This window comes from Candidatus Woesearchaeota archaeon (genome assembly GCA_018675335.1).
Taxonomy (GTDB): domain Archaea; phylum Nanobdellota; class Nanobdellia; order Woesearchaeales; family UBA11576; genus JABJCP01.
On the sequence record JABGYH010000004.1, the window covers coordinates 140,708 to 165,456 of the forward strand.

23 protein-coding genes are annotated in these 24,749 nt (G+C 30.8%); 14 read left to right on the forward strand and 9 right to left on the reverse strand.

The annotated features are described in order from the left end of the window. Together HN587_03125 and HN587_03130 are read right to left on the reverse strand one after the other, a co-directional pair. The gene (locus HN587_03125) at positions 1-534 is read right to left on the reverse strand and encodes a hypothetical protein (protein ID MBT7902829.1); all 534 of its coding nucleotides are present in this window, start codon (positions 532-534) and stop codon (positions 1-3) included. A gap of 636 nt (positions 535-1,170) precedes the next feature. Further along, entirely contained in the window at positions 1,171-1,569 is a 399-nt protein-coding gene (locus tag HN587_03130; GenBank protein ID MBT7902830.1) for a hypothetical protein, read from the reverse strand. A gap of 144 nt (positions 1,570-1,713) precedes the next feature. On the opposite strand from HN587_03130, the gene HN587_03135 reads away from it, so the two are divergent. Together HN587_03135 and HN587_03140 are read left to right on the forward strand one after the other, a co-directional pair. Then, entirely contained in the window at positions 1,714-2,151 is a 438-nt protein-coding gene (locus HN587_03135; protein ID MBT7902831.1) for a hypothetical protein, read from the forward strand. Positions 2,152-2,387: 236 nt separating this feature from the next. Then, a complete protein-coding gene (locus HN587_03140) occupies positions 2,388-3,800 on the forward strand; it encodes a hypothetical protein (protein MBT7902832.1) in 1,413 nt (470 codons plus the stop codon). Between the two features lie 62 nt (positions 3,801-3,862). On the opposite strand, the gene HN587_03145 is transcribed toward HN587_03140, so the two are convergent. Both HN587_03145 and HN587_03150 read right to left on the reverse strand, forming a co-directional pair. Next, complete coding sequence (locus HN587_03145; GenBank protein MBT7902833.1) at positions 3,863-4,507, reverse strand: HAD family phosphatase; 645 nt, start codon at positions 4,505-4,507, stop codon at positions 3,863-3,865. Between the two features lie 128 nt (positions 4,508-4,635). Beyond that, positions 4,636-6,267 carry a hypothetical protein gene (locus tag HN587_03150; protein ID MBT7902834.1) on the reverse strand — a complete coding sequence of 544 codons (1,632 nt, stop codon included), beginning with the start codon at positions 6,265-6,267 and terminating at the stop codon, positions 4,636-4,638. Between the two features lie 27 nt (positions 6,268-6,294). Here HN587_03150 and HN587_03155 point away from each other — a divergent pair, with 27 nt between their 5' ends. Continuing rightward, a complete protein-coding gene (locus HN587_03155) occupies positions 6,295-6,480 on the forward strand; it encodes a hypothetical protein (GenBank protein ID MBT7902835.1) in 186 nt (61 codons plus the stop codon). A 104-nt stretch (positions 6,481-6,584) separates the two neighbouring features. On the opposite strand, the gene HN587_03160 is transcribed toward HN587_03155, so the two are convergent. Further along, a complete protein-coding gene (locus HN587_03160; GenBank protein ID MBT7902836.1) occupies positions 6,585-6,974 on the reverse strand; it encodes a hypothetical protein in 390 nt (129 codons plus the stop codon). A gap of 235 nt (positions 6,975-7,209) precedes the next feature. Then, positions 7,210-8,067: a hypothetical protein gene (locus HN587_03165; GenBank protein MBT7902837.1), complete on the reverse strand. Its 858-nt coding sequence runs from the start codon at positions 8,065-8,067 to the stop codon at positions 7,210-7,212. Between the two features lie 113 nt (positions 8,068-8,180). On the opposite strand from HN587_03165, the gene HN587_03170 reads away from it, so the two are divergent. From HN587_03170 to HN587_03195, 6 genes are all read left to right on the forward strand, one after another. Further along, the gene (locus HN587_03170; protein ID MBT7902838.1) at positions 8,181-8,675 is read left to right on the forward strand and encodes a class I SAM-dependent methyltransferase; all 495 of its coding nucleotides are present in this window, start codon (positions 8,181-8,183) and stop codon (positions 8,673-8,675) included. Positions 8,676-8,771: 96 nt separating this feature from the next. After that, positions 8,772-8,936, forward strand: a complete 165-nt coding sequence (locus HN587_03175; GenBank protein ID MBT7902839.1) for a hypothetical protein — start codon at positions 8,772-8,774, stop codon at positions 8,934-8,936. A 103-nt stretch (positions 8,937-9,039) separates the two neighbouring features. Beyond that, positions 9,040-9,624 (forward strand): hypothetical protein, encoded by a 585-nt coding sequence (locus HN587_03180; protein ID MBT7902840.1) that lies wholly within the window; start codon positions 9,040-9,042, stop codon positions 9,622-9,624. A 183-nt stretch (positions 9,625-9,807) separates the two neighbouring features. Beyond that, on the forward strand, positions 9,808-11,400 hold the full coding sequence (locus HN587_03185) for a GGDEF domain-containing protein (protein MBT7902841.1): 1,593 nt from the start codon (positions 9,808-9,810) through the stop codon (positions 11,398-11,400). Then, positions 11,400-12,224 (forward strand): DUF1189 family protein, encoded by an 825-nt coding sequence (locus HN587_03190; GenBank protein MBT7902842.1) that lies wholly within the window; start codon positions 11,400-11,402, stop codon positions 12,222-12,224. The genes HN587_03185 and HN587_03190 overlap by 1 nt, the downstream gene beginning before the upstream one ends. Positions 12,225-12,256: 32 nt before the next feature. Then, positions 12,257-12,733 carry a flavin reductase gene (locus HN587_03195; GenBank protein ID MBT7902843.1) on the forward strand — a complete coding sequence of 159 codons (477 nt, stop codon included), beginning with the start codon at positions 12,257-12,259 and terminating at the stop codon, positions 12,731-12,733. A 49-nt stretch (positions 12,734-12,782) separates the two neighbouring features. On the opposite strand, the gene HN587_03200 is transcribed toward HN587_03195, so the two are convergent. The 3 genes from HN587_03200 to HN587_03210 form a co-directional block, all read right to left on the reverse strand. After that, positions 12,783-13,274 (reverse strand): peptidylprolyl isomerase, encoded by a 492-nt coding sequence (locus HN587_03200; GenBank protein ID MBT7902844.1) that lies wholly within the window; start codon positions 13,272-13,274, stop codon positions 12,783-12,785. 170 nt (positions 13,275-13,444) lie between these two features. Then, entirely contained in the window at positions 13,445-14,788 is a 1,344-nt protein-coding gene (locus HN587_03205; protein MBT7902845.1) for an MgtC/SapB family protein, read from the reverse strand. Between the two features lie 151 nt (positions 14,789-14,939). Further along, positions 14,940-15,344 carry a hypothetical protein gene (locus HN587_03210; protein ID MBT7902846.1) on the reverse strand — a complete coding sequence of 135 codons (405 nt, stop codon included), beginning with the start codon at positions 15,342-15,344 and terminating at the stop codon, positions 14,940-14,942. 107 nt (positions 15,345-15,451) lie between these two features. Between HN587_03210 and HN587_03215 the strand changes: the two genes are divergently transcribed. The 5 genes from HN587_03215 (at position 15,452) to HN587_03235 (ending at position 24,593) form a co-directional block, all read left to right on the forward strand. Continuing rightward, positions 15,452-16,099: a GNAT family N-acetyltransferase gene (locus HN587_03215; protein MBT7902847.1), complete on the forward strand. Its 648-nt coding sequence runs from the start codon at positions 15,452-15,454 to the stop codon at positions 16,097-16,099. Between the two features lie 39 nt (positions 16,100-16,138). Beyond that, positions 16,139-18,925, forward strand: coding sequence for a hypothetical protein (locus tag HN587_03220; protein ID MBT7902848.1), 2,787 nt, complete (start codon positions 16,139-16,141; stop codon positions 18,923-18,925). Positions 18,926-18,991: 66 nt separating this feature from the next. Further along, positions 18,992-19,207: a hypothetical protein gene (locus HN587_03225; GenBank protein MBT7902849.1), complete on the forward strand. Its 216-nt coding sequence runs from the start codon at positions 18,992-18,994 to the stop codon at positions 19,205-19,207. Between the two features lie 48 nt (positions 19,208-19,255). Then, entirely contained in the window at positions 19,256-22,255 is a 3,000-nt protein-coding gene (locus HN587_03230; protein MBT7902850.1) for a hypothetical protein, read from the forward strand. Further along, complete coding sequence (locus HN587_03235) at positions 22,236-24,593, forward strand: hypothetical protein (protein ID MBT7902851.1); 2,358 nt, start codon at positions 22,236-22,238, stop codon at positions 24,591-24,593. Before HN587_03230 ends, HN587_03235 begins: the two co-directional genes overlap by 20 nt. Positions 24,594-24,749: the final 156 nt, after the last annotated feature.

The following is a 24,749-nucleotide window of genomic DNA, read 5'->3' on the forward strand; positions in this document are numbered from 1 at the left end:
TTATTTAACTACTTCTACAAAACCATTCAAAGTTATTCCATTGATTATATTATTAGCTAGATGGTTATTAGTTATTTGATGAATATTTTTATGTTGAAATATTTGTATTTCTCTTTGAAGCTTTTTTTCAAATTTTTTAAAGCATAGTTTCTTTTTTGACGGTGTTTCTAGGTATAAATCTATATCGCTACGTTCAGTGTCTTCCCCCCTAGAATAAGATCCAAATAAAATAATCGAAGGATAACTTAACTCATTCATTAAATATGTTATTAACCCAGATTCATGCAGAGATTTAATATTAAAAAAAGTTTTTTCTAACAAAAAAAGTTTAGATCCTCGATTAGCAGAATAAAAAGTTACACCACCCACAATATTTTTTCTTAATAACCCCTCTTTTTCTAATTCTTTTGAATACCTTATTGCAGAAGGAATAGGAACTTGCACTTTACGTTCTATTTGTCTAACTCTCAATTTAATGGTTGAATTCATAAAAAAATATTCCTTAATCCTATTTTTGATACTTTTTATTATCATTTGATAATATTTATTATCAAGATTATATAAATTTTTTGATTAAACCTGAAAAATTTACGGTTATTTCCTGTAAAAGTATTTTAGATTGTTTGACTTGGTTAGTTATGTTAAATCTCAGAGGTAATCAAAACGAATTCAGAACTTAATTGGGAAGACTGCATAGAAAACAATGTCACAACTCAAACAACACCCGATATTAAAAAGGTTCAATCTTTATTAGAAACAGCGAAAGGCAGAATTAATTTTTTACGTAAGACAATTTTAAGTGAAAATAATTCAAATTATATCTTTGAAGGATATTATTCTTCAGTACTTGAAATTCTCCACGCGTTAATAACTTCAAAAGGATATAAAATAATCAATCACATTTGTTTAGGATTCTATTTAAGAGATGTAATTAACAGATCCGATTTGTTTCGTTTATTTGATGATTGCAGATGTAAACGAAATTCTTTAATTTATTATGGCAGAAAAATGGATTTTGAAATAGCCCAACAGGCAATAATAAACTGTAAACAGTTAATTGAAGAGATTGAAAAAATGCCTGCGAATGAATTATAAAATTTCAATAATTAACTCAGAAAATTGAATGTAAAAAAAAAGAAACAAAAAAAATAAGAAAAAAATAAGAAAAGTTTATTCTTTAGGAACGATATCCCAACCAACAAATTCATCACCTTGATTTATTGGAGCCCATTTATACTCATCATCAACACGCGCAACTAACTCACACGCTTTTCCAAAAATTGCTTTTTCAGATTCAGGAATTAATTGACCTCCATTGTTTTCACTAACGTAATCAACTGCAGTTTGATAAAGAAAAAACCTATCAGAATTTCCATCTAACAACTCCATCAAGTACCCCTTTGTTCTCGCTCCTTCAACTTCATGCGCATTTAAATGATGAATAACTGTAAGCCATTCATCTTGAGTAAGTACATCTAATGGACTCTGAGTTTGCACTCCCCGGTCTAAAACATCATGTAATCGAGAATTCATAAAATAATTTGTATGAGAATATTTTTCTTTTGGCATTAACGTCACCCTCCTTAAATAAAAAATCTAACTCAATAATATTATTGAAATATATGCATTTATAAACATTTATATTCAGGAATTTAACTACTACAACATATTTAATAACACTTATAAATCACAACTTTTCACAGTCTAATTGAAATGTATATGAGAAAACAATACGGACAAAGCAAAGTCGATGAATGTCCATTCTGCGGCAAACAAGCAATCACCACAAGCAAAGAAGGAATACCTGTTTGTCTTAAACATAAAAATGCAGTATTAAATCTTATGAAATGCTTATGTGGAGAATATTTAGATTTGAAAATAGGAAAATTTGGATTCTTTTTTATATGCTCAAACTGCGGAACCATGAACTCTAACAAAGTTTTTTCTTTTAACAAAATAGAAGATGTAAGCGAAGATGTAAAAGATCAAGAAAAACAAATAGAAAAATTCAGTCAAGAAAAATTTAACAAAGGAGTTCAATCAAAAGACTACGCAGTTCAAAAAAAAACAGGCAGAATAACAAAAGATCCTAAAAAATTTAAGAAAAAAGAAATAACAATTCGATCTGATGATCCACTTTATTTTAGTTAAAAATATCCAATTTTCTAGCATACAACCCCCAATTTAGCTCAAAAAATCGAATAATTCTATAATTCCTATAAATAATCCCTAAATACTAGATACTGTCACTTCTCGTTTGTAACTAAAAAAAATAGTGTTGAGATAATAAAATAATTAACGCACAGCTTCAGCTAGGTAAATTTTGTAAAAAAAACTAATTTAAAACAAAAAAACTGTGCTAATAATAATTATACGGAGATAGAAAAATGTTAAATGCATATAATCAAATACAAAATATAAACAAAGTATTATCAAGAGATGAACGTTTATTATACAGTTCAGATTCATTAACTACTCTTCGAAACAAACTAAAAGAATTATACCAAGAACTAAAATCCGAAAAATTAGCAAACAATTCAAAAGTTTCTAAAGAAAAAAGAAAAACATATCTTCAAGCAATAGGACGAGCCAATTGGGAAATTAGAGCAAGAACTGCAGTAACAAATAAATCTATCGACCAACTTCTTGAAGGCGAAGGAATAGGTAACAGAGCAGATGATATTAGACGATACATTTTAGAAAATGACGAAATTGATCCTATTTCTGAAATTAAAAATAGAATCACACAATACAGACTAGATTCAACTAATGCCTATCTTAAAAAAAATAGACGTGCAAGAAAAGCTTTTGATTGTTTAGATCAATTTTTAGAAAGTGAATATTCCGCAGCACCAATAGATACCCCAACTCAAGCTGAAGAAAAACAAACAAATCAAACAACGGAAAGTGAAATACAATACGCACATCAAAACAAGTTAGCAGAACTAGACTACTTTGCACTCACTCAATACTTCAGCATACCATTAGATCAACCAAATAATTCTTCTGAAAAAAAACAAGACGACAAAAAACAATTAGCTGCCAAGAAACAATCTGATACGAAAAAACAATCAGACTCTAAACCAAATACCAAACCGATTGTTCTTAAAAAACCCCCTGCATTAGAATTAATTGCTCAAGCAGAACCAAATCTATCTGATTTAAATCAAGATATCAATCCAGAAGATAAAAAATATCCAGTCGCTCAAAACACCCCATCACACTTAGAATCAAAACCAACTAATAGACGGGCGTACTTACTTGGAGCTGCAGCAGTTGCACTAATTGCTGCAGTAGGATTTACAAGCACAAATAGTTCAAAAGTAGAAATTCAAGACATAGCACCAGCTCAAAAATATCACCAAACACAATCAAAACCCAAAGAACAAACAAAAATAGACCCTACAATAAGATTTGTTTTCCCCCCACAAATTATTACAAGCTTAGACTCAGATTATGCTCCTGCTAGCTCATTTGTCGAACTTGAACCACTAAAAAAGATCACTCCAAACATGCCCCCAACTTATTTAGATAACATAACTAATGCAGCAAGATTTCCCACACAACCTGCGAACTCTGTATTTAAAACTGCATTTCATCCAAGTAAATCAAAACCTGAACAACCAAGAGCAACCCCGCCAAAACACCCCGGATTTCCTACAATTAAAAAATTAACTGCACAAGAAAAAACAAGTCTTAAAATAAAACCGATTCAACACAATATAAGAAAAAGAGAGCGACCAGTAAAAACTAAATCGTTCAAATCAAGAATGGGACGAACTAACTCTCGCAGAACATAAAGAAAATCAAAATATATAAATTTTTTATTTTATTTGATTAAAATATTTTATTCAAATAATTATTACTTCTTTTTTAAAAATTCAATTACTCTTTTATCTAAAAGATTTGGAACTATTAAATCAGCATCCATAAGTTCACTTTCTAAATGAGTTTGAGTTAGTGCAATGCACTTAATATTTGCAGCACATGCAGCACTAATTCCTGCCGGCGAATCTTCAATCACCACTGCTTCTTCAGGCATAACATTTAATTTTTTTAACGCACTTAAATAAATTTCAGGATCAGGTTTGCCCTTAGAAATATCCTCAGAGGTTAAAGTGATTTCAAAAAAATCTTTTAAACCATATTTTTTAAAAGTTAGGTCTAAATGAATGAATCTACATCCAGTAGCAATCGCAAATCTAAATTTATCATGATTTTTATGGATGAAATCTAACGTCTCACCATATCCAATAATTTCTTGTGCAAAAAATTTATCATGATCTTTTTTTAATTTAATCCATTCAGAAATCTCATTTGATCTGCCCAAATCATTTAATAGCAAAGTAAGTGCGTCATTTAATGATCTACCAACAAAATATTTGGAAAAAATTTCTTCTGAAAATTTAGCATTTTTTTTGTTAAACACAGCTTTAATTGCATTAAAATTAAATGAGTGAGTATCCATAATAACTCCATCAAAATCAAATATTATTGCCTTAATCATACAAAAAAGAGTTGAATACAAATATATAAAATTAACTAGAAACAACAAAATAAAATAAAAAACAAGCAAAAAAAACAATATCAAAAAAAATAAACAATATAAAGAAAATAAAATAAGAAATAAAAAAATTATACTCCAGTTAATCTTCTTGAATCACTATCGCGATAAAACCATTTGCCAGTTCCCACCTTAACTGGCTTTCGCTCAACACTAATTCTAGTGCGCCTACTATCAGGATCGTAATTGCCATGCAAAATTGCTTGCCTTACTGCTTGAGCTTTAGTTCTAAATCTAGCTTCTGATATATACAAATTACTTTGAAAACCCCACCCACCAGATCTTGATTCTTTATCTTGATAAATGGAAACTTGATGCGCACTATGATCATCTTTCATCACAGTAAAATAAATATCATACCTTGCTTCTCCTGCGAGAAATGCTGCAAACAAAACAGAAAGTTCATCACACACACCACTTCCAGTGTTATATGTTCTTAATGGATTTCCATTAACTATTGCCACATCTTGATCATACTTGCGAGTTCCTTTAGCAGTATACTCAATTTTTTTAGATCTTACAATTGCACGATATTGATCAATATTATGAACTGATGAAGTTAATTCTTGAAATTCAGCAACACTAAGTTCTGACTTAGATATTAAGTCAGTAATTGTTTTTACCGATTCATCAAAAGATGGACCAAATAATTCTCCTGCGTAAAGTTTAGTTTTAAATGCACCAATTTCACGTTCATATTTTGTTTTAGTTTGACTAACTTCTTGTTTTTTAGATTCAATTTCTGCAATTTGTGATTCAACTAAAGTTTCAAGACGACTAACATCAGCTCTTGTAGACGAAACATCAGCTAAAATTTCAGGTTTAATATTTTGAATCCAAGCATACAATAAACTATTCACGTTTTCAGAGGTGGTAAGTTCATCAAATGTTTTTTGTTTACCTGGACTATATCTCTTCCTTTGATCGCCCCGTTTTACAAAAGTAGTAACTTCTTTTGTCCTACCAAAACGACCATCAATTAAATACTCAAAAAAGAACGTATCCGCAGTCCCATTACCAAAATGAATACCATCATAATTTTGATCTTCAATAAATCTAACTTCTTGTGAATCAGTTCCTGCATCAAGTACTTGATAAATCTGATAAGTACTTTTTGTAACAAGAAAAAAATACTTTGCAGGGTTTGTTCCAACTTTAGTTTCAAAAATTTCTAATGCTAAACTTATATCATCTTTAGCAGTAAAATTTATTTTTAATTTTCTTAATTCTTGTTCACCAGGTTTTCCTTTTATTTTATCATAAGTTGTTACTGGCCTTTGTCGCCAACCATATTGAGGTAACTCACGATGAGCAAAAACAGGAGGATCTCTAAATTTAACAACATCACGAGCAAATAGTCTGTGTTCTTGTTTTCCTTCAAACTCTCTTTGAATTTTAGAAATTTGTTCAATTCTCCATTGATTTAATTCTTGAAGTTTTGATTCTAACCCAACTAATTCACCCTTATTTTTATTGGCCCCCTCAACCAAATCAGATGCAGACTCATGCAATTCTTTAGCAGTTGAAAGAAGCGAGTGAAACTCTGAAGAAACTTTACGAATGTCAATTTTTGGTTTGTCTGCTGCAGTTGCAACAGGAACATATGATGTTAAAACCGCTCCTGCAAGTAATCTCAAACCCAATCCTAATGCGTCTCTTCTACTCACAGCACCAACATTCCCCAATTCATCATCCGAATTCATTTAAATATACCTCGAAATAGCTAATAAATGCAACATATCCAGTTTGAAGGTTTAAATGAAATTATTATATTTCTTAAGGAAGTATATGTAAAAAAAGGTTCAAATACTAACAATGTGAAGAGAATAAATACTGCAAAGAGAATAAATAATGCGAAGAGAATAAATAATGCGAAGATAACAAATTTAATAATAAAAATAATACAAAAAAGTTAAAAAAAGAAATTTTCCTATAAAACTAAAAATAAAATAAAAAACAAGCAAAAAAAACAAAAAAAACCAAAATAAAAAAAGGTTATAAAAAATTTATGAAAGAAAAATTATTTTTTCTTCTCTTTCATCTTTTTTGTAACGGGAATTTTTGAACTACAATGCTCGCACACAAATAATAAAGACGAAATACCTTGATAAGTTTTTCTTTTAAACGGAATAGCACCTGTGCCTTCTTTACCACATTCAGGACAAGTATAAGCACACTCTGCCTCTAATGTTTCTTCATACTCAACTTTTTCTACAATATGCTTGCATTCAGGACAAACATATTCTTTAGCCCGAATTTTTGCTCTTCCAGTTTTAGGATCTTTAGGTTTCCCCATTTGACCCTTTCCACATTCAGGGCAAGCCCCCCGATAAACCCACACTTTAGCGTAACCTTTATCACCAATTTTTCGTTGAGTAAAATAAATTAATTCATCCATAGACTCTGGCATTGTAACGATGTTAATCACCTCAAATTTTTTTATGATCTATTTAAATAATTAAATTAAAATATGGAAATTATCATAATTTGCAATAAACTAATTTATCATAATTCATAATAAACTAATTATGTTAAAATGGAAAATAAATATAGTATTTAATGATTTTGGTTAGAATATAAATGAAAAAATAATACTAAAAGAATTCGCAAAACTTACAGAACAGTAGTTAAACTTTGTTACTTTATTAAATATCCAATCGTTTTAATTCAATGCTAATCGCATCCTCTTCAAGACGAATGTATTTTGGACATTGAACAAATTCATACTTTTTCTTTTTACAATACTCAATAATTTTTTCTTTGTCTTCAGAAGTCATTGGTTTTACAACAACATTTAACCCCCTTTTATCTCTGTGAAGAACTTTGAACTTTTTTCCCTCAAGTTCGGATTTTACTTTTTCTTGTAAAGCATATAATTTTTTTAATCTTTCAGGAACATATTTGATTTTTTTTAACAAAGAATCATAAGATGTGGGATTAAAATTTGTTGTAGAAAAAATAGCACTAGAATTTTGAAAAAAAGACTGATCTTTAACAGAAATAAAACCACCATATCCATTGTTAACTGGTTTGTGTTTTCCAAAAGAACAAACAATAATATCTGCAACCTCACCGTTGCAAAGTTCTGAATCTCCAAAAGCAGGACTCGCATCTTCAATTAATAAACAATTATTTTTTTTACAAATATTAGCAATATACTTTAATGGTTGCTCTGCAAAATATCCTGCAAAACTAGTCATAAGTAATGCCGCACCACCTTCTGCTTTTTTTTCTAAATCGATTAAATCAATAATTCCCCTATTGGTTTTTACTAACCTAACTTCAAAATTAAATAACGGAGGATATGATTTGAATGAAATCCACCCACCCATATCAGGAATAAGAATAAATGGTTTAGAATTAATTTTTTTAACAAGATACAATGCGCAAAGAATTGCAGCATTACCTCTCTGAACTAATTTAACAGCATTATGACTTGTAAATTGTTTAATTAATTGAATAATTTTTTCATCTTTTTTCTCAACAACTTGTTCTTCCACCATTTTAATTTGATAAAATTGAGGATTATTTATTAAGTTTTAGTAAAATATTTAAAAAGCTTTAATCAAATTATTAAAAAAGATTTAAACAAACCCAAATATTTGAGGCAAAGACTATGAACTATTATGATGGAATCGCTTCAGGATATGAAGAACTACACTTAGAAGAGCAAATGCAAAAGCTCAAAATGATTGAAAAGGATTTACATATTTGCAAAACTGATAAATTACTTGATGTTGGCTGCGGAAGTGGAATTAGTACAAGATATTGGAATAATAAATGTGATTCACTCATAGGAATTGATCCTAGCGAAAAATTACTTGAAATTGCGCGGTTAAAAGATACAAATGGAACATATGATTTAGGAAGTGCTGAAAAACTTCCATTTAAGGATTGTGAATTCGATGTTGTGATTAGCATTACCGCGATACAAAACTTCGATAATCCTCGCCAAGGACTTTTAGAAATAAAACGTGTTGGAAAAAAAAGATTTGCATTAACAGTACTTAAAAAAAGTCCAAAAATAGAAGAAATAAAAGAAATTATACTTGATATGTTTACTGTAAAAAAAATTGTTTTAGAAGAAAAAGACATAATGTTTATTTGTTAATAATTGGTTGATATTTATTTGTTATTAAGTATTTGCCAATATTTTTTGTTGAATTCCAAAGGTTTATTAAGACCAAATTAAATAACTGGAGTTAAAATGGTAAAAGAACTAAAAGTTGTAGAAGTTCAAGATGCAATAAGAGATTTAATTGACTGGGTAGAAGTCTACGCAGAAGAATTTGAAATTGCAGATGAAGCAAAAGACCTACTTGAAGACAAATTAAGAGAACTAAGCTTAATGGTGGATAATGCGCTTGAATAAATCTAAGCGTTTATTGACATTTATTTAAAAACCATTTTTAACTATTTCTAATATTGACCATACTAATGTTTAAATACATTAAAAACCATAGTATTTTATCATAATGACTGATGATTCAAGCCAAGGATTAAACCCTAAATCAAGAATTCTATTAGAAGACCATTTAAGAGAGTTAAATCCAAATAGTGCCCTTGTAACAACAGTAAATATCACCTTAGATATCGATACAGAACAAGTTGAACAAGACTACGTATTTAGAAAAGTAGGCTTAGAACTCACATTAGATCATGAAAGTTATGGCAGTCAAACATTTTATGCAGGAATTCGCAGTGTTACCATGTATACAACTGGCGTTGAAACGCACATAGAAGATGAAAAAGATGTTGAAGCAGAATTACTACGCGAACAAATTGACCTAGAAAGAAATGATCAAATATTTGATATGCTAATTCCAAATTATAACGGTCCAGCACATGAAGGGCGCTTATTGTTTAGCGTGGATTTATTAAACCTAGCGGGCGCAGTTTATGAGACTGCAGAAAAATATTTACAAATCCCAAATGTTACTGTTAAATTGAATGGAGCAACAGTTGATTTTGAAACTGTTAGTGTCGTTTGTAGAATAATTAATTTCTCAAAACAAAATTTTAGCGGATATGATATTGGTCCCGGAAGACATACACCTTAAAGACATAAATCTTGAATACTTATTTATTGAATCCCCCTTCTTTAATACTTAATTATTGAACAGAATAATAACTGAATTATTTAACAAAACAATAACCGAAAGAAAAATTAGAGAAACAAAAAATAAAAACACACCAACAACTAGAAAGATATTTAAATAAAAATATTTTAATAATATATAAATATGCATCTCGAACCAAACCCATACGAAAAAGAAGTAAAACGATTACTAGAAATTCTTAGTAGAATTAGTGCAGACGAAGAAGAGATGCTTACAAGTTTTACAGAACGAGTTCTCGCATTAACTAAATTAAAAGAAAAAGTTACTCTATTATATGTACTTACTGGAGCATATCTAAAAACTCACAAGCATCACGATTCTAAAAAAATACAAGAATTATTACCACAAATAGAAGAACATTTTATTGAAGACTTCAAACTAGTTCTTCAAAGTGTGAATCATTTAGAGCGATCCAAAAGTGATCGACTTAAACAAGAGAAAGTTATAAAGTTAACAAAACCATTACAATTAAAAGATATCAGAGAAATTCATGAACAATATTCGCAAGTTAGTGGTGGAACCAAACAAGTACTTGGTTGGGCATTAAAAAAAATAAAAAGAATAATGAAAACAGAAGAGATTTTCATTGATTCCGAAGACCACCTTAAAAAAATAATTGAGAAAATACCTGACTTTCGAGATGAATTAAAAAAATTTGTTTATGATGCAATTCATGTAATCGAAGCAATAAAAACATTTTTTAAGAAAGGTCCTACTGAAGAACTTAATTTAACAGAACTTACAATCCAACTAAGACGACTAATTGAAAAAATTGATGAATTACAAAAAGTAGAAGAAGTAGAAATAATTGATCCGATAAATAAATTTGCAGCAATAAAAAAAAATGCAAAACAAAGAGCAGATGAACTCTTTGCTCAAGAAAAATTAATCACTCGCGAAGATATACAAAAAGATTTAACAAGACTTATTAATCCTCAAGAAAAAGCCAGATATCTTTTTTTTCTTGCAAAAAATAAAGAAAAACTAACTGAAAAAGCACAAAGAAATTTAGACTCAAAGCAATTACAATTAGGAGATGAAATTGCAAAACATGTAACTCAAGCCAAACAAGCATATGTGGACACATTAACTAAAGCACATAACAAACGAGCATTCATGGAAAAAATAAAAGAAGAAGCTCGAAAATGCAGTGGCGCTCATAATTATTTTCTTAGCATAATTAGTTTTGATATTGATCATTTTAAATTATTTAATGATAATTATGGTCACGAAACAGGCGACTTAGTACTTGGAGAAGTTTCAGAAAAAGTTAAACAGCAAATACGTACTGGAGATTTATTTTTCAGAGTTGGTGGAGAGGAATTTATTGTACTGTTGCCACGTACTCACAAAAAAGATGCAGTAATGGTTGCTGAAAGAATAAATAAAAAAATAAAAGAAAAAGAATATGAATTTCAAAATATTAAAACAAAGAATAATGATCGAGTAAGAATCAAAGTAAGTTTAGGTGTAAGTTCATATCCTGAAGATACGACTAATCCAGAACATAATCACAAAGAATTAATTAGTATTGCAGATAAAAGATTATATATAGCAAAAACAACCGGAAGAGATAAAGTTGTTAGTGAGGGATTTGAACTAATAACTGAAAAGTTAAAAACTAACAAAAAAAGTCACTGGTTTGCACTTATAGGATTCATAATTTTAGCAATTATTGTACTGTATTTAATTTCAAAAAAAATGGGGTGGATATAATGAAACAAACAATACCTTTTTTTAAAACAATCGCAAAATCATTTAATCCGTTAGAATATGACGAATTATCAGATACTTCAAATAAAGAAACAACAAAATATTTTTTCTCATATTTATTTTTAGGATTTGTTCTTTTAGTTTTACTCTTAATTCCAACATTTGTTTCATTAACTGGACAATTAGAATCTGAATTTTCTAAATTTGATAAATTATCATTAAATATTGAACATCAAATGAATGAAGAAGCAAATATAGAAATTGCAGGAAGACATTTATTTAGAATTGATACTCGTGCAAAAGAATTAAATTTAACTAGTGAAACATTCTTAATCACAAGTTCTTATTTGTATAAAGAAAATTATAAATTTCCGTTTTCAAATGAAGTTAAACAAATCAAATTAGGAGAATACAAAAATCTTGTAGATAACAAATCATTTGTAAGTCAATTATTAACTATTATTTCTGTTTTATTAATGCCATCCCTTCTTATTTTAGGATATGGATATTTAGTTATTAAATATGCATTAATTATCATAATTGCATCAGGACTTGCACTCATTTTATCCAGAGTTTTAAAATTCGATATTACTTATTTAGAAATTCTAAAAATATGTGTTTTTTCAACAACGCCATTAATTTTACTAGACATAATTCGAGTTGCATTTAACTTTAATTTTTATTATTTAAATTATGCAGTCTATGCGATTTTTGTGATTTTAGGAATTGGAATTACCGGAGAATTCGAAGAACGTGGAGTTAAGAAAAAAAGACTCAAAAGAAGACATAAAAAAGATTATGTTGAAATTGATCACGTTAAATTTTAATTTTATTTTAAATTTTTTTTTAGATTATTAAAATGGTACAACTAAATCCAAGACAAGTAATCGTTGTAAGCTCCCGAGAATCAAATCATGATAACATGTTGACCATTGCATCACATTGTAGACTATCCGGACAAGACAAATTATATGGGATCTCAGTTTCTAAAATACATTTTTCCCACAAATTAATTAGCGCAAGTAAAACTTTTTGCGTGAATTTTTTAAGTTATGATCAATCAGAAATTGCAAAAGGCGCAGGAAGCATTAGTGGATCTGAGGGGGATAAATTTTCTAAATTAGTAATTGAAAAAGATGACTGTGGCACAATTGATTGTTGTCGCATAAAAGATGCAGCTGCATGGCTTGAATGCGAAGTCATTGAAGAAGTTCCAACAGGAGATCACACATTTTTTATTGGCAAAATAATTCGAGCAGAAGAAAATCCAGAAAGAACAGAATTAAAACGACTCATGTATGTTGGAGATAAAACTTATAGCACAACCATTAGGTAAGAATCGTCTAAAAAAAAAATAAGAAGTAAAAAAAAAATTAAATAATTAATTAACAGCCGCAACCGCAGCTTCCACAATCACTTTCCTTGCACTCTTCAGGTTCACTAATTTCTACAACTTTAACTTTAAAAGTTAGTTCTTTTCCTGCAAGAGGTGGATTTAGATCAATCATAACAGATTTGTCTTTAATCTCGGCAATACGTGCAGGGATTTGTCTTCCATCAGGACTTTGAAGCATAAGCATCATGCCAACTTCAGGAGCTGGTTCTGCAGGTAATTTATCTGTAGGAAATTCATGAACTAATCTAGGATCCACATTACCATATGCATCTTCAGGTTTAAGCGTGAATGTTTTTTCTTCATCTAGCTTCATTCCTTCAACTGCTTTGTCAAAACCTGGAATTACTTGACCTTTTCCAACAACAAATTTTAAAGGTTGTTTTCCTTCAGAAGAGTCAAATACAGATCCATCTGTTAGTGTTCCAGTATATTCTAATGCTACTTGTTTACCACTTTCGGCAATTTTATTTTCTTCAGCCATTTTAAAAAAAACTCCAATTTTGATTTATTTTAGATTTGGCTTATGTTTAGCTCAAAAGACTAAAATAAACCGATTAACCCCTAAAAAATCGATATCGGCTTATAAATATTGCGGTTATAATATAGAATAAATTGAGACAAAAAAGTTAGAATTCAATAATTAAAAAAAAATTAAATGAAAAGAAGAATTGCACTTAGGAGCCCTAAACCAAGAATAATACCAAATACAGTCATGATTTGAGTTTTGAATTCTTTCCCGCCAAATAAATAAGCAATACCGCCTTTAACAATAGTATTTGTAATTGCTGCTAATGTTATTGCCATTGTTGCAACCAGCATACTAATATCCCCAGTTCCAGCTAGAGTTGCTAGTGATAAAGTAATTGCATCAACATCTGCCAACCCAGATAAAAGTGCAGCAATATAAATTCCTTTGGCACCAAACATAATATATCCAAATTTTGCTATGAATAAAACAAACGCAAAAAAGACTGCAAATTTTAATGCAGGAATTAATGTGAAAGGACTATCAAACTCAATTTTTTTAACATGAGTTTTTCTAATTGTTCTCCAAATAATAAATGCAGAAATAAATCCGGCAAGACCCATGGCAGTCATTGGAATTGCAGTGTATTTTAACATGGCCGAATTTACGACCAACACTTCAACCATAACTCGAATAAACATTGTCGAACAAGCAACAACAACTGCCAAAACAAAAGGTGAGACAATTTTTGAATTTTTTTTGCTTTCGAGTGCCATGCTTGATGTTACTGCAGTACTTGAAACAAGACCGCCTAAAAATCCAGTAAGACCTAAACCTTTACCAGCACCAAGTGCTCTAATAAGAATATAACCAACAAAACTAATTCCCGAAATGAATACAACCATCAACCAAATTTTGAATGGATTAAAAACATCAAGTTGACTTGCGATTTCAATTGATAAAAATGGTGCTGACTCAATAATTTTTGAAATAAGAGGAATATCCATAGGAGTGTAGTTCACGTTTGGTAAGAAGGGAAGAATTAAAATTGTTATTACTGCAAATTTTAATGTTGCATAAATCTCGTCGCTGCTAATCTTTCCTGCAAACTCATGTAATGGACGTTTTAGAGTGAGAAATCCTACAATAACAATAGTTGTTATAAGTGCAAAAGTTGTATACCCAGACATTGCCATCAAACCTAAAAGAAATGACATGAGGGCAGTAACTTCAGTTGTAATTCCTATCTCTTCTTCTTTAAAATGCATAACTGTTGCAATATATGCTGCGACAATTAATACTGCAAGACAACCAAAAATAACTAGAATAACTGTTTTTGATTCGAATAAATTAGACGCAAGAAAACCTGACACTGCACCTAAAAGAGTCATAAAAATAAAAGTTCTCAAACCTGCAAAATCCTTTTTTTTAGTTTTTTGAAGTTCCACTTCACGCTGCATACCAATCAATGCACCAATACCAATTGCGACAAGGAAATTTACAAAAGTTGAAAAATCTATAATTACCACCTCTATTTTAGTGGTTGAATCAAAATTGATTTATAAAGTTTGCGGGAGAATGAATAAAAGTTTTAAAATAAAATTAATAACAAGAATGCATTAAAAAAAAATAAAAAAAGAAAATCAGGAAATAAAATAAAAAAAATATTGTGATGAAAAATTATTCTAATGCTTCATACATTTTTCTTTCAACTCCTATTGCAATTACCAAATCTCGTAAATGCGTTTTTACATCACCTTCGGCACAACTTTGTTCAAGACTAGTTAATAATCTTTTTACACCACCCGGAGAAATACCTAAACTAGCTTCATTCCATTCCAAAGGAGTACCACACCACGGCATAGAATAATAATTTAATGGATTTGTATGCAATATAAATCTCGAATCATGTTCAAAACCATCACGTTCAACTGCATGATAATAATCATACAACACCTGCAAGTAAATTACCTGAACTTTTCGATCTTTTTCTTTTCCTTCAGGCATTTTACCTATTTTACCACTATTCCAGACAGGAAAATACACGTCATGCAATCTCTTGATTTTAGCTTCAAATGCATCCATTTTATACCTAAATAACCTCCAATTTATAAAAATATCTTTTTTTGTCACTTTGAAGTGAACACAAATTGCAAACTTTTATAAATGACTTCAAAAGTAAATATTTTATAATGGCAAAAAAACGCTCTCTAGCTTTATGGCAGACTTATGGCTTAGACGCAGTTTTAAGTGCATCGGAACCATTCAAACAGGAAAAAGAAGCTCGATTAAGCGTCCAATTAGGAAAAGCAGTTTCTTTGAAACTTGTTAGAAAAACAGATGATGATTTGACCCATTTAATGCGAATTGAAGAAGCTAGTTTTGAACCAGAATACAGATTTTCTACTAACGAAATGCTAGATGTCATGAGTTATCCAGACTTCGCAGGATTTTACATCTGTGTTGAGGATGTTCCAGTCGGATTCATAAATCATGAAAGTCGCGGCAGAGGATCACGAGCTAATTTTTATATTTCAAATATTGCAGTCGATCCAAAATATCGCGGACAGGGTTTTGGTAGCGCATTAATTGAATTATTAGAACAACAAGTACAGTTTGAAGGCGCATCAAGAATTACCCTTCATACAATGAACATAACTCGTAATCGTGCGTTCTATCAATCATTAGGTTTTGAAGAAAGAGGCATTGTTAGAGGATACTACGCAGAAGCTAAAGGCACCACGCTTGAATCTGATGCAGTATTTTATGAAAAAAGATTTTTGAAAAAACCAAAATTGCACGCAGTAATTTCTAGTTCAAATCATCAAACCCCAGATTAAATTTCCTAAGTTGAAAAATAAAAATCATAATTTTAAAAAATGGACTTTTCACAAGCAACAATTCAAAAAACTGAAGAATTATGTTCTCGATTAGTTGCACTAGAAGAAATAATCCAAGCAGAAGAACTAACGCTCGCAAAAAAAACAACTTCTTTGGCAGACGATTCGAATGATGATTCAGATGAAGATTGTGAAAATCAAACTGATCAAGCATTAAATGCACAAGTAATTGGAACTAATTTAAGATCTGCAATAAGTTCACATAAAAGCGAAATAGTTCGTGAAGGCATTTTAGATTTATTAGAATACCAAATTGAGACTTGCGAAATACAATCAGAAACAAGATTAATGACTTGGGCACATACAAACGCACTTTCAAAACAGTTTATTCAAACAGCACAAGAAGTTAATAACTCAGGATGTTTTGATGATTATCGATTATTAATTGCAACTGCGAAAAGATCAAGCTCATTTGATCGTGAACGAAAAGATTCACACGATTGGTGGGCAGTATTAAATTATACAGAAGTTGGAATAATAGATTCGTCTGAACGATATACTCCGTTTGCCGCATTAAAATTCTTACGAGAAAAGGGGGAAGACACATATGCAGAACAATTAGGAGCAGCAATTCTTAATAATGTTGATGGAGAACCAGGACATTTATGGGGAGGAATTCATGCCGCAGTTGATTCTTGTTATCCCTTAGCTTCAGAATTTAGAGAAGGAGTTGATTTAGTTTTTGAAACTGCTTCAAAAATTACAACATATGGAAGTCCGGTTTATGCTTTACTTACAAGCTTTTCTTATGCTTATGAAAAATTAAAACCTAAAGGACGAGAACATTTACAATTAAAATTTTTAAAAGTTCTTTCAAAAATTGCACCAATTAGTGCACACATGGTTTGGGCTCCTGCAAGAGATCAAACAGATTTAGATGACATTTATGAAAAATACTGTGCAAGTGGACTTGAACCTAAATTTTTAGAAAATTTAGAAAGAATTCCTGAAGTTCACGAACATGATTTACCTCCAGAACACAAATATGCACGAAAAACTTCATTTGCTTATGAGTATTTTAAAGAATATCCAGAAATTGTTGGAAAAATTGGAGAAGCAGATGCTGAAAAACTATTTACAATATTAAGAGAAATTCACGATGTTGATTCACAAGTTTGTGCAAAAGATATTGGTGGCGCAGTTGAAAGTGCAATGAAAATTTTACTCTCAAAAGAGGGGGCCAAATGGAGAGAACTACAAAAAACTCCAACTAAACTAAAAGCAATAGTTGAAAGCGTTAAAGGAATAGCTCAAGAAAAAGGAAAAGACGAATATAGAATCATGCATAAAGTATCTACTGCAGTAAAAAGTCTTGAAACACTCCAAAACCTCGAAACATTATTGCCTTTTATTGGAACAATTGCTAATTATGGATTATTTAATTATTCAACTGATGTAAAAGAATTTATTGACTCGGGAGAAAGACCTGAAGTAATCAAAGAAATGCTAAGTCATTATGCTGTTGCTCGCGGGCTAGGTGCAACATTTAAAAATAAAAAACAATGGTACGCTGCACTTTCAAGAAAAATTGGAATTGGTGGAATTCGCGCAACAAAAGATTTTCTTTCAAGTGTTGCTACGTCAAGTCAAAGAGAAGATTATATTTCGTTATTACCTCAAATTATAGCTCATGATTTAGATTTAAAAAAGTCATTAGAACTTGTCAAAGAACTAACTGAAACATCACATACAGTAAAGTCCCGTAGCCTAACAGGATCACTTGGTGATTTAGAATTCATAATTAATTCAGATAATCCTATTGAAGAAAAACGTGCTTTTTTAGAAAAAATTAGACCTGAACAAAAATATTTATTTTTCTTATCCCCTGATACATTTGATTTTGAAAACTGGAAAAGTCGAGCAGAACAAGCAGAAAAAGATTATTATGCAGAGGAAGTAAGCGTTGTTCTTCCAGACCAGCAATTGTTTTCATATTTACTTGATTCTGCAACCTCAACTGATGCAAGAAACGTTGCACGCCAACTATTAACACTACAAAAAAATGGAACCCTCCAATTACACGGATTTACTCAAGGACAAGAATTCGGAATAAGAAATGTTTCAGGATTAACAAAAAATGTAGATCCAGTTTATGCAACAGAACTTATGGTTTATGGACTCATAAGTAGACGATCAGATAAAATATTGCAAGCGAGTGAACTATATGATGGCTACATTTTACGAAGTTCGCGAGATCACGTTCATAAGTGTGACACCCCAGTAACTGCATTATATCACGAAATAAAAAAAGATCTAAGAACTATTTTAAGAACTGCAGATACGGAAACACCAGAAATAACTGAACAAAAAATTGAAGCAGCAAAACGAATAGTGAATGAAATTAAAGAATTTTATATTGAAGGAGAAGATGAAACTTCAGGAAAATGTTTGAAAGCAATGGTTCAAAGAATCGAAGCAATGTTTGATCAAACACAAGCTTATGACGAACTTCTTTGTAGAACTCAACCATACACCCTACTAGATTTATTTGGCGGACACAGAACAAGTTGTTGTGGATTTATTGATGAAAAAACCACTGGATCAAAACCTCACAGTCTTTATTATCATGCTGAACCTGCAATTGCAATACAACACTTAATTCCTCGAACGTTAGGATCAGAATGGGACGCTCCAATTGGAGCCACAATACTTGCGAGATGTAAAACTCCTGAACAACATAGTGTTTTACTGGTAGACTCCGCAGAAGGAGGACAATTATTACAAAGTTTACCCGAGGACATATATTTAGATTTATTCTTACAATGAATTACAGGTGCTGCACAAGATTCAAAATCAGACTATGTTTTTGTTCCAGTAACTGCAGTAAATAATATGGCAAAATTATTTAGAAATTATTTTAGCAAACGAACAGGAGTTAAGGCAGAACTTATGCATTTAAGTTTAGTTCAAGAACCAAGTCAAGTTGAAACTGGTTCTAAATCACGATTTCTTGAAGCATTTAGAGATAGAATAAGAGTATCTGAATCCATTAATGGATATTGCGTACCCACCGAAGAATTAAGCTTAATGTATCACACTGTTGCGTAAATAAAATTGATATCAGTTTAAACACAAAAAAAAAAACTTGCAAAAAAAATGAAAAATCCACAAAAAAACATTCCAGCCGAACAACAGCATGAAGAAGAACTCATTATGCGAGTTAGAAAACTTGAAACAGAATTTAGAGAAAAAGGTTTAATAACACCCGAAAAAGATTCTGAAACAACCGATTTTACTAGTGCAATTAATGCAGCAATTAAAATTTATGATAATTCTGAAGTTCGACAAGCAATAACGGAATTAGTTGAAGTTAATGTTGATACTTGCGACCAATCTGAAAAAATTCAAGCAGAAACTTTGAAAACTTTACATACTACCTGTGAAAATATTATTGAATCTTTTGACGTGGTTAACGAAACAGGATTTTTTTCAGAATATTCCAGGTTAGTTCAAACATCAACTCGAATGAGCAGAATATGTCAAGCCCGAGATGATAGCCATTATTTATGGTTCATACCTGATTACGTTAAAGCAGATAGAGAAACTCCTGAAAAAAGGTGGGCTTCCACTTATTTTTATTCAGTCAAATTTTTAAAAGAAAAAGGAGAAGAAATATTTCTTGATCAATTATTAACTACTCTTTACAATAATTTAGATATCGAACCATTACATTTACGAGTTGCCATTTCAGATTTAACGCAAGAATGTTATCCATTAGTTGAAGAAGGTTATAGACCGCAAGTTGAAGCAGTGTTTGATTTCGTAAGTAAAATTAAAGGATTTGGAAGTGCGCCTTCATCTGCATCACAAAGTTTGAAAAGAGAGATGGAAAAACTTGAAGAAATAGGCAAACCAGAACTTGCAACAATATATTATCAAACAATGTCAAAAATAGCGCACATTAGTTCATACATCGCATGGCAAATGGCTGGACTTGATAATGCAACTAAAGCATGGAGTGCATATGAAGAAGCAGGACTTTCACATTTATTTGAGCGAAATTTAAAACAAGTTGTTGAGTTTCACAAAAATGATGTACCCATAGATGATCCTCGTAAAGATGGACGACAAAGTGCAGCAATTAATTTTTTTTTACAATACCCACTAATAGTTTCTGAAATTGGAGAAACTGATTCTGAAAAATTATATCAAGAATTATTTGAAATTAATCAAATAGATTTAGCTCATGAAGGGGATCGCAATGGACGATTAGCAGCAGCATTTTTACGAGATCTCACAGACACAAATGATGGTAAAAAACCTGCACTGCTTGGAAAAATTTATTCAAAAAAAGATCAATACGATTTATTAATTAAATTAGTTAAAGGACTTGCAGCAGCACCTGACAAAGATGAATTTAGACTTGAAAGAAAATTAGATCAATATGTTGCAGAAACTCAAAAAGTAAAACATCCAAAAAAATTAGCAGGATTTGAACATGAATTTGGAAAATATAATTTATTTAGTTCAGAAGCAGATGTTATAAAAATAATTGAATCTGGAGAAGATTTTGAAACAATCAAACAATTAATAGGTCATTATTCTACAGTAAAAGAATTAGGAATAAGTTTTAAAAATAAAAAACAATTTTACACCGCAGTATCACGAGCAGTTGGATTAAAAGGAAAAGACACAAAAGATTGGCTCGACCAAGCATCACAATCCAGTCAACATTTCAAATATAGAAACGCACTTCCCGAAATAATTGATTTTGGTCTTGATGTTAGAAAAACAAGCGAACTCATGCCTGCACTTTGTACCTCAAAACTTGAAGAATCACTAGGCGATTTAGAACATGTAATTAATCATGATTCTAGCAATGAAGAAAAAATAGAATTTTTAACAAAAATTAAAAATTTAAAAAAATTATTATTTTTTCAAAAACCAACTAATTTAAATTTTGATAGTTGGAAAGAAACTGCAGAAGCAAAAGCTCAAAAATTTTATGAAGAAGAAGCGGCACAAGCAGGGTATGAACAACAATTATTTTCAAGAATAGTTGTTGCTGCAAGAACTACTGAAGCAAGAGACTTAGTAAAAAAATATTTAATGTTAGAACAATTAAAACAAAATAGACTTGCAGGATTTGAACAAGGATTAGAAATTGGAATGCGAAATGTGTCAGGACTCATAAGTTCTGTTAGTCCAGTTGATGCCACAGAATTATTAGTATATGGACTAATTAGTCGAAAAAGAGAAAATTTAATGCGAGCATATAATGCATATGATAGCAACCTTATGGAACAAGCAAGACATCACGTTTTTAGATGTGAAATTCCCGCAACATATTTCTTTCACGAAATTAAAAAAGACTTAGCAGTATTACAATCAACGCTAACTTTACCAGCTCAAAAAGAAGCTTCTGCAAAATCAATATTAGGCCTGATTAAAGAAGATTATATTGATGATGAAGATGAAACAGAAAGAATAATTTTAGAATCAATGGTTGGACGAATTAATTCTATGTTTGAAGGAAAACATGCACATGATGAAATAATGTGTCGAATGCAACCTTATACGTTAATGGATTTATTTGATGGAAACAGATTATCTTGTTGTGCATTCTTATCAAAAGAACAAGAAAAAGAAAATCTAAATGCATTATATTATCATGCAGATTCCGCAATTGCAATACAACACTTAGTTCCAAGAACAATCGGGTCAGTATGGGAAGATCCAATAGGTGCAACAATCATGGCAAGATGTAAAACTCGTAACCAACAAGATGTGTTACTAATTGACTCTGCAGAAGGAGGTGCTGATTTAAAAGCACTACCAAAAGACATTTATTTAAATTTGTTTTTGCAAGGAATTGTGGGTGCAGCAGAAAATTCAAACTCAGAACATGTTTTTGTTCCAGTAACTGCAGTAAACAAAACTGCAAAAGCATTTAGGACCTATTTTGGAAATAAAACTGGAGTAAAAGCAGAATCAGTACATTTAAGCTTAGTTAAACCATCAGGAAAAGACTTACCACGACACAGGTTTAGATTTCTTGAAGCATTTAGAAATAGAACACAATTATCAGAAGACATACCAGGATATTGCGTAAAAACAACTGAATTGAGGACAATATATGACAGACTCGCAGCCTAAACAAAGCTTAGAACAGTATATTAATCAAGAAGTTGAAAGACTACGAGAAGACTTATCAAAACTAGTTCCAACTGTAGGCCCAATTGAATTAAGAGTTGTTAACCATCCAGAATTATATGCATACTTCATGGCAGAAATTGATGAAACATTTTATCCTGAAGATGTTGCATATGGCGAACATGATTTCACACAAGATATGGGAAACTCAACTTTTTTTGGAGTGTTTGCACATGCGCAAGGAAAACCACTCGCATATGTTAGTGGAAACCAAGACTTTGATGACATACCAAAAAAATTACAAAGCGATACAACTTATAGACTTAGTTCAATTGCATATAATAAAAAACTTTTAGAAGAACCCGAAGGATTTGAAGTTTTAAAATCACTTTTCACATTATTTGAAACAACTGTTGCACGCATTGGATATGATCAAATGCTAGTTCATAAAACAGATGAAGAACATAAAGATTTGTTTGAACAATGCGGATATGCACTACATTGGTTTTATAAAAATTATTACGCAAAAGATCAAGGCGCAGCACTTGTTAAAAAACAATTAACCCCTCCAACAGATGGAGAAGTATTTACTCAAGATGATTTTAACAGAATAAGAAAACTGTTTAATCAAGAACTACAAATCGGCTATAGACTTATAGATCTACTGGATAATCAATTTGGATTTTTACAATCAGTTGTTCAAGGAGAGATTTATACGCCTGGAATGCTAGATGAGTTAACTTGGAAAGAAAGAAAAAAAAGAATTTGGTCTTGGGCAGGCCAAGCAAGTCAAGAAAATTTTAAAATTTATTTTGATATGGTGCGACAAAAAATTGAAGCACACCTAGACGGATTTGAAACAAGATATCCTGCTGCAAGCGAATTATTAGCAGAACCATTACAACCCGCAGTAATGTCTAGAGGTGCAAAAAGAGTAGGTCTTGAATTACTCGAAAAAATAATTGAAAAAGATGAATCTGGCATTTTTGAAAATGTTGAAGTTGTAACCACAATCCCAGTTAATGTAATTATGCCGTTTATTACTGCATTCTTTGATATTTATTTACAGGATAAAGTTAGTTTAAGAGGGGAATTTCTTGCAGACTTTAATTGGGCTGAAAAATTATCCCGCGCAGCAATGGTTGTTGCAGGCGCAATTGTTTCTGCAACTCCAAAAGAAGATGCGGATATTATTCTTAGAAGTAATTCCACTTATGAATTTGGAGGACCATCAGGTTTACTTCAATCCACTCACGAACATGCCGTGCACGAATATGGTTCAGATGAAAAAAGAAAATCAGATCTGGCCATATTTCAAACAGAAACTGGACGACAATTATTTTTAAACATATTTGATTTTTTATACAAACAAAATTGGGGAATGATACCGCAAGGAGTCAAATATTTTCCCCTCGCAAACGAATACATCCAACCAGATAAATCAGGATTTATTTATTCTTCAAGAAAAGGAGATTTTGAACAAAGAACATTCCTTGAATGTACTGTTGGTCAAGGCGATGCAATTTCGCAAGGAAATAATTCAATCTATGTTGAAATGCGTGATGGAAAAGCGCAGTTAGTTCGAAAAACATTCAAGGGAAGATACCCAAAAAATTTAGTAGTTCCTGAAATTAAAGGAGTTTACAAAAGTAGAAAACGAAACGGGATCTTGCAAAAAAAATGGAAAGACGGAACTTCAATTGTTAATGGTTGTAGAAGTCCACACACAGAAACAGAACTTGCAAAATTAGAAAAAATTGCAAAACAAGTTGAAGCAGAATTAGGATTTCCAGTAAAAATTGAATATTTACAAAAAGGAGACAAAATATATCTAACACAAGTTGACCCAATCGATAAAGAAGTTGATGACTCAATTGAAACTAAATTGGATGGAACATTAATTGGAAAAAGTCCTTTTGTTAACAAACCATTTCAAACTGGAGAAATAAAAATATACTCAGGAGATAATCTTTATTCTGCAGATTACAAATTTTTTGATAGACGAAAAGTTCCTTTCGCATTAGTTGTTGGTAGCTTTGGAGGACAAGTATCCCCTATGCTTTATGAAAGATTAGTAACTAACCCATTATTTAGAGGAATCATATTTGATAGTGCGCTATCATTTGCAGCACACAATGTAGAACTCTCCGTCAGGTATAGAAAAGAATTAAATGCAAATGCATTACTCGATGAAACCGCACTCATAGGAATACCAGGAATTATTAAAAAATTAAACATGCACCGTGCATATGATAAAGGAGTAAATTATGTTGATGAAGCAAAAGGACGATTTGTATTATCTTCAACAGGAGTTCGCGGCTCAGTTTACAAAGTTAAATGACTATTATTCACTTAACCTCAATCTAATTCTTTAAAAACTAACAAATAACCACATAATTAATTAACGTAAAACACTCCAATTAGCTAAATTTCAATTAATCGTTTAAAAACTAATCATTAAACATCAGTTACTCCCAATATGGAGTTTCGACAAGTT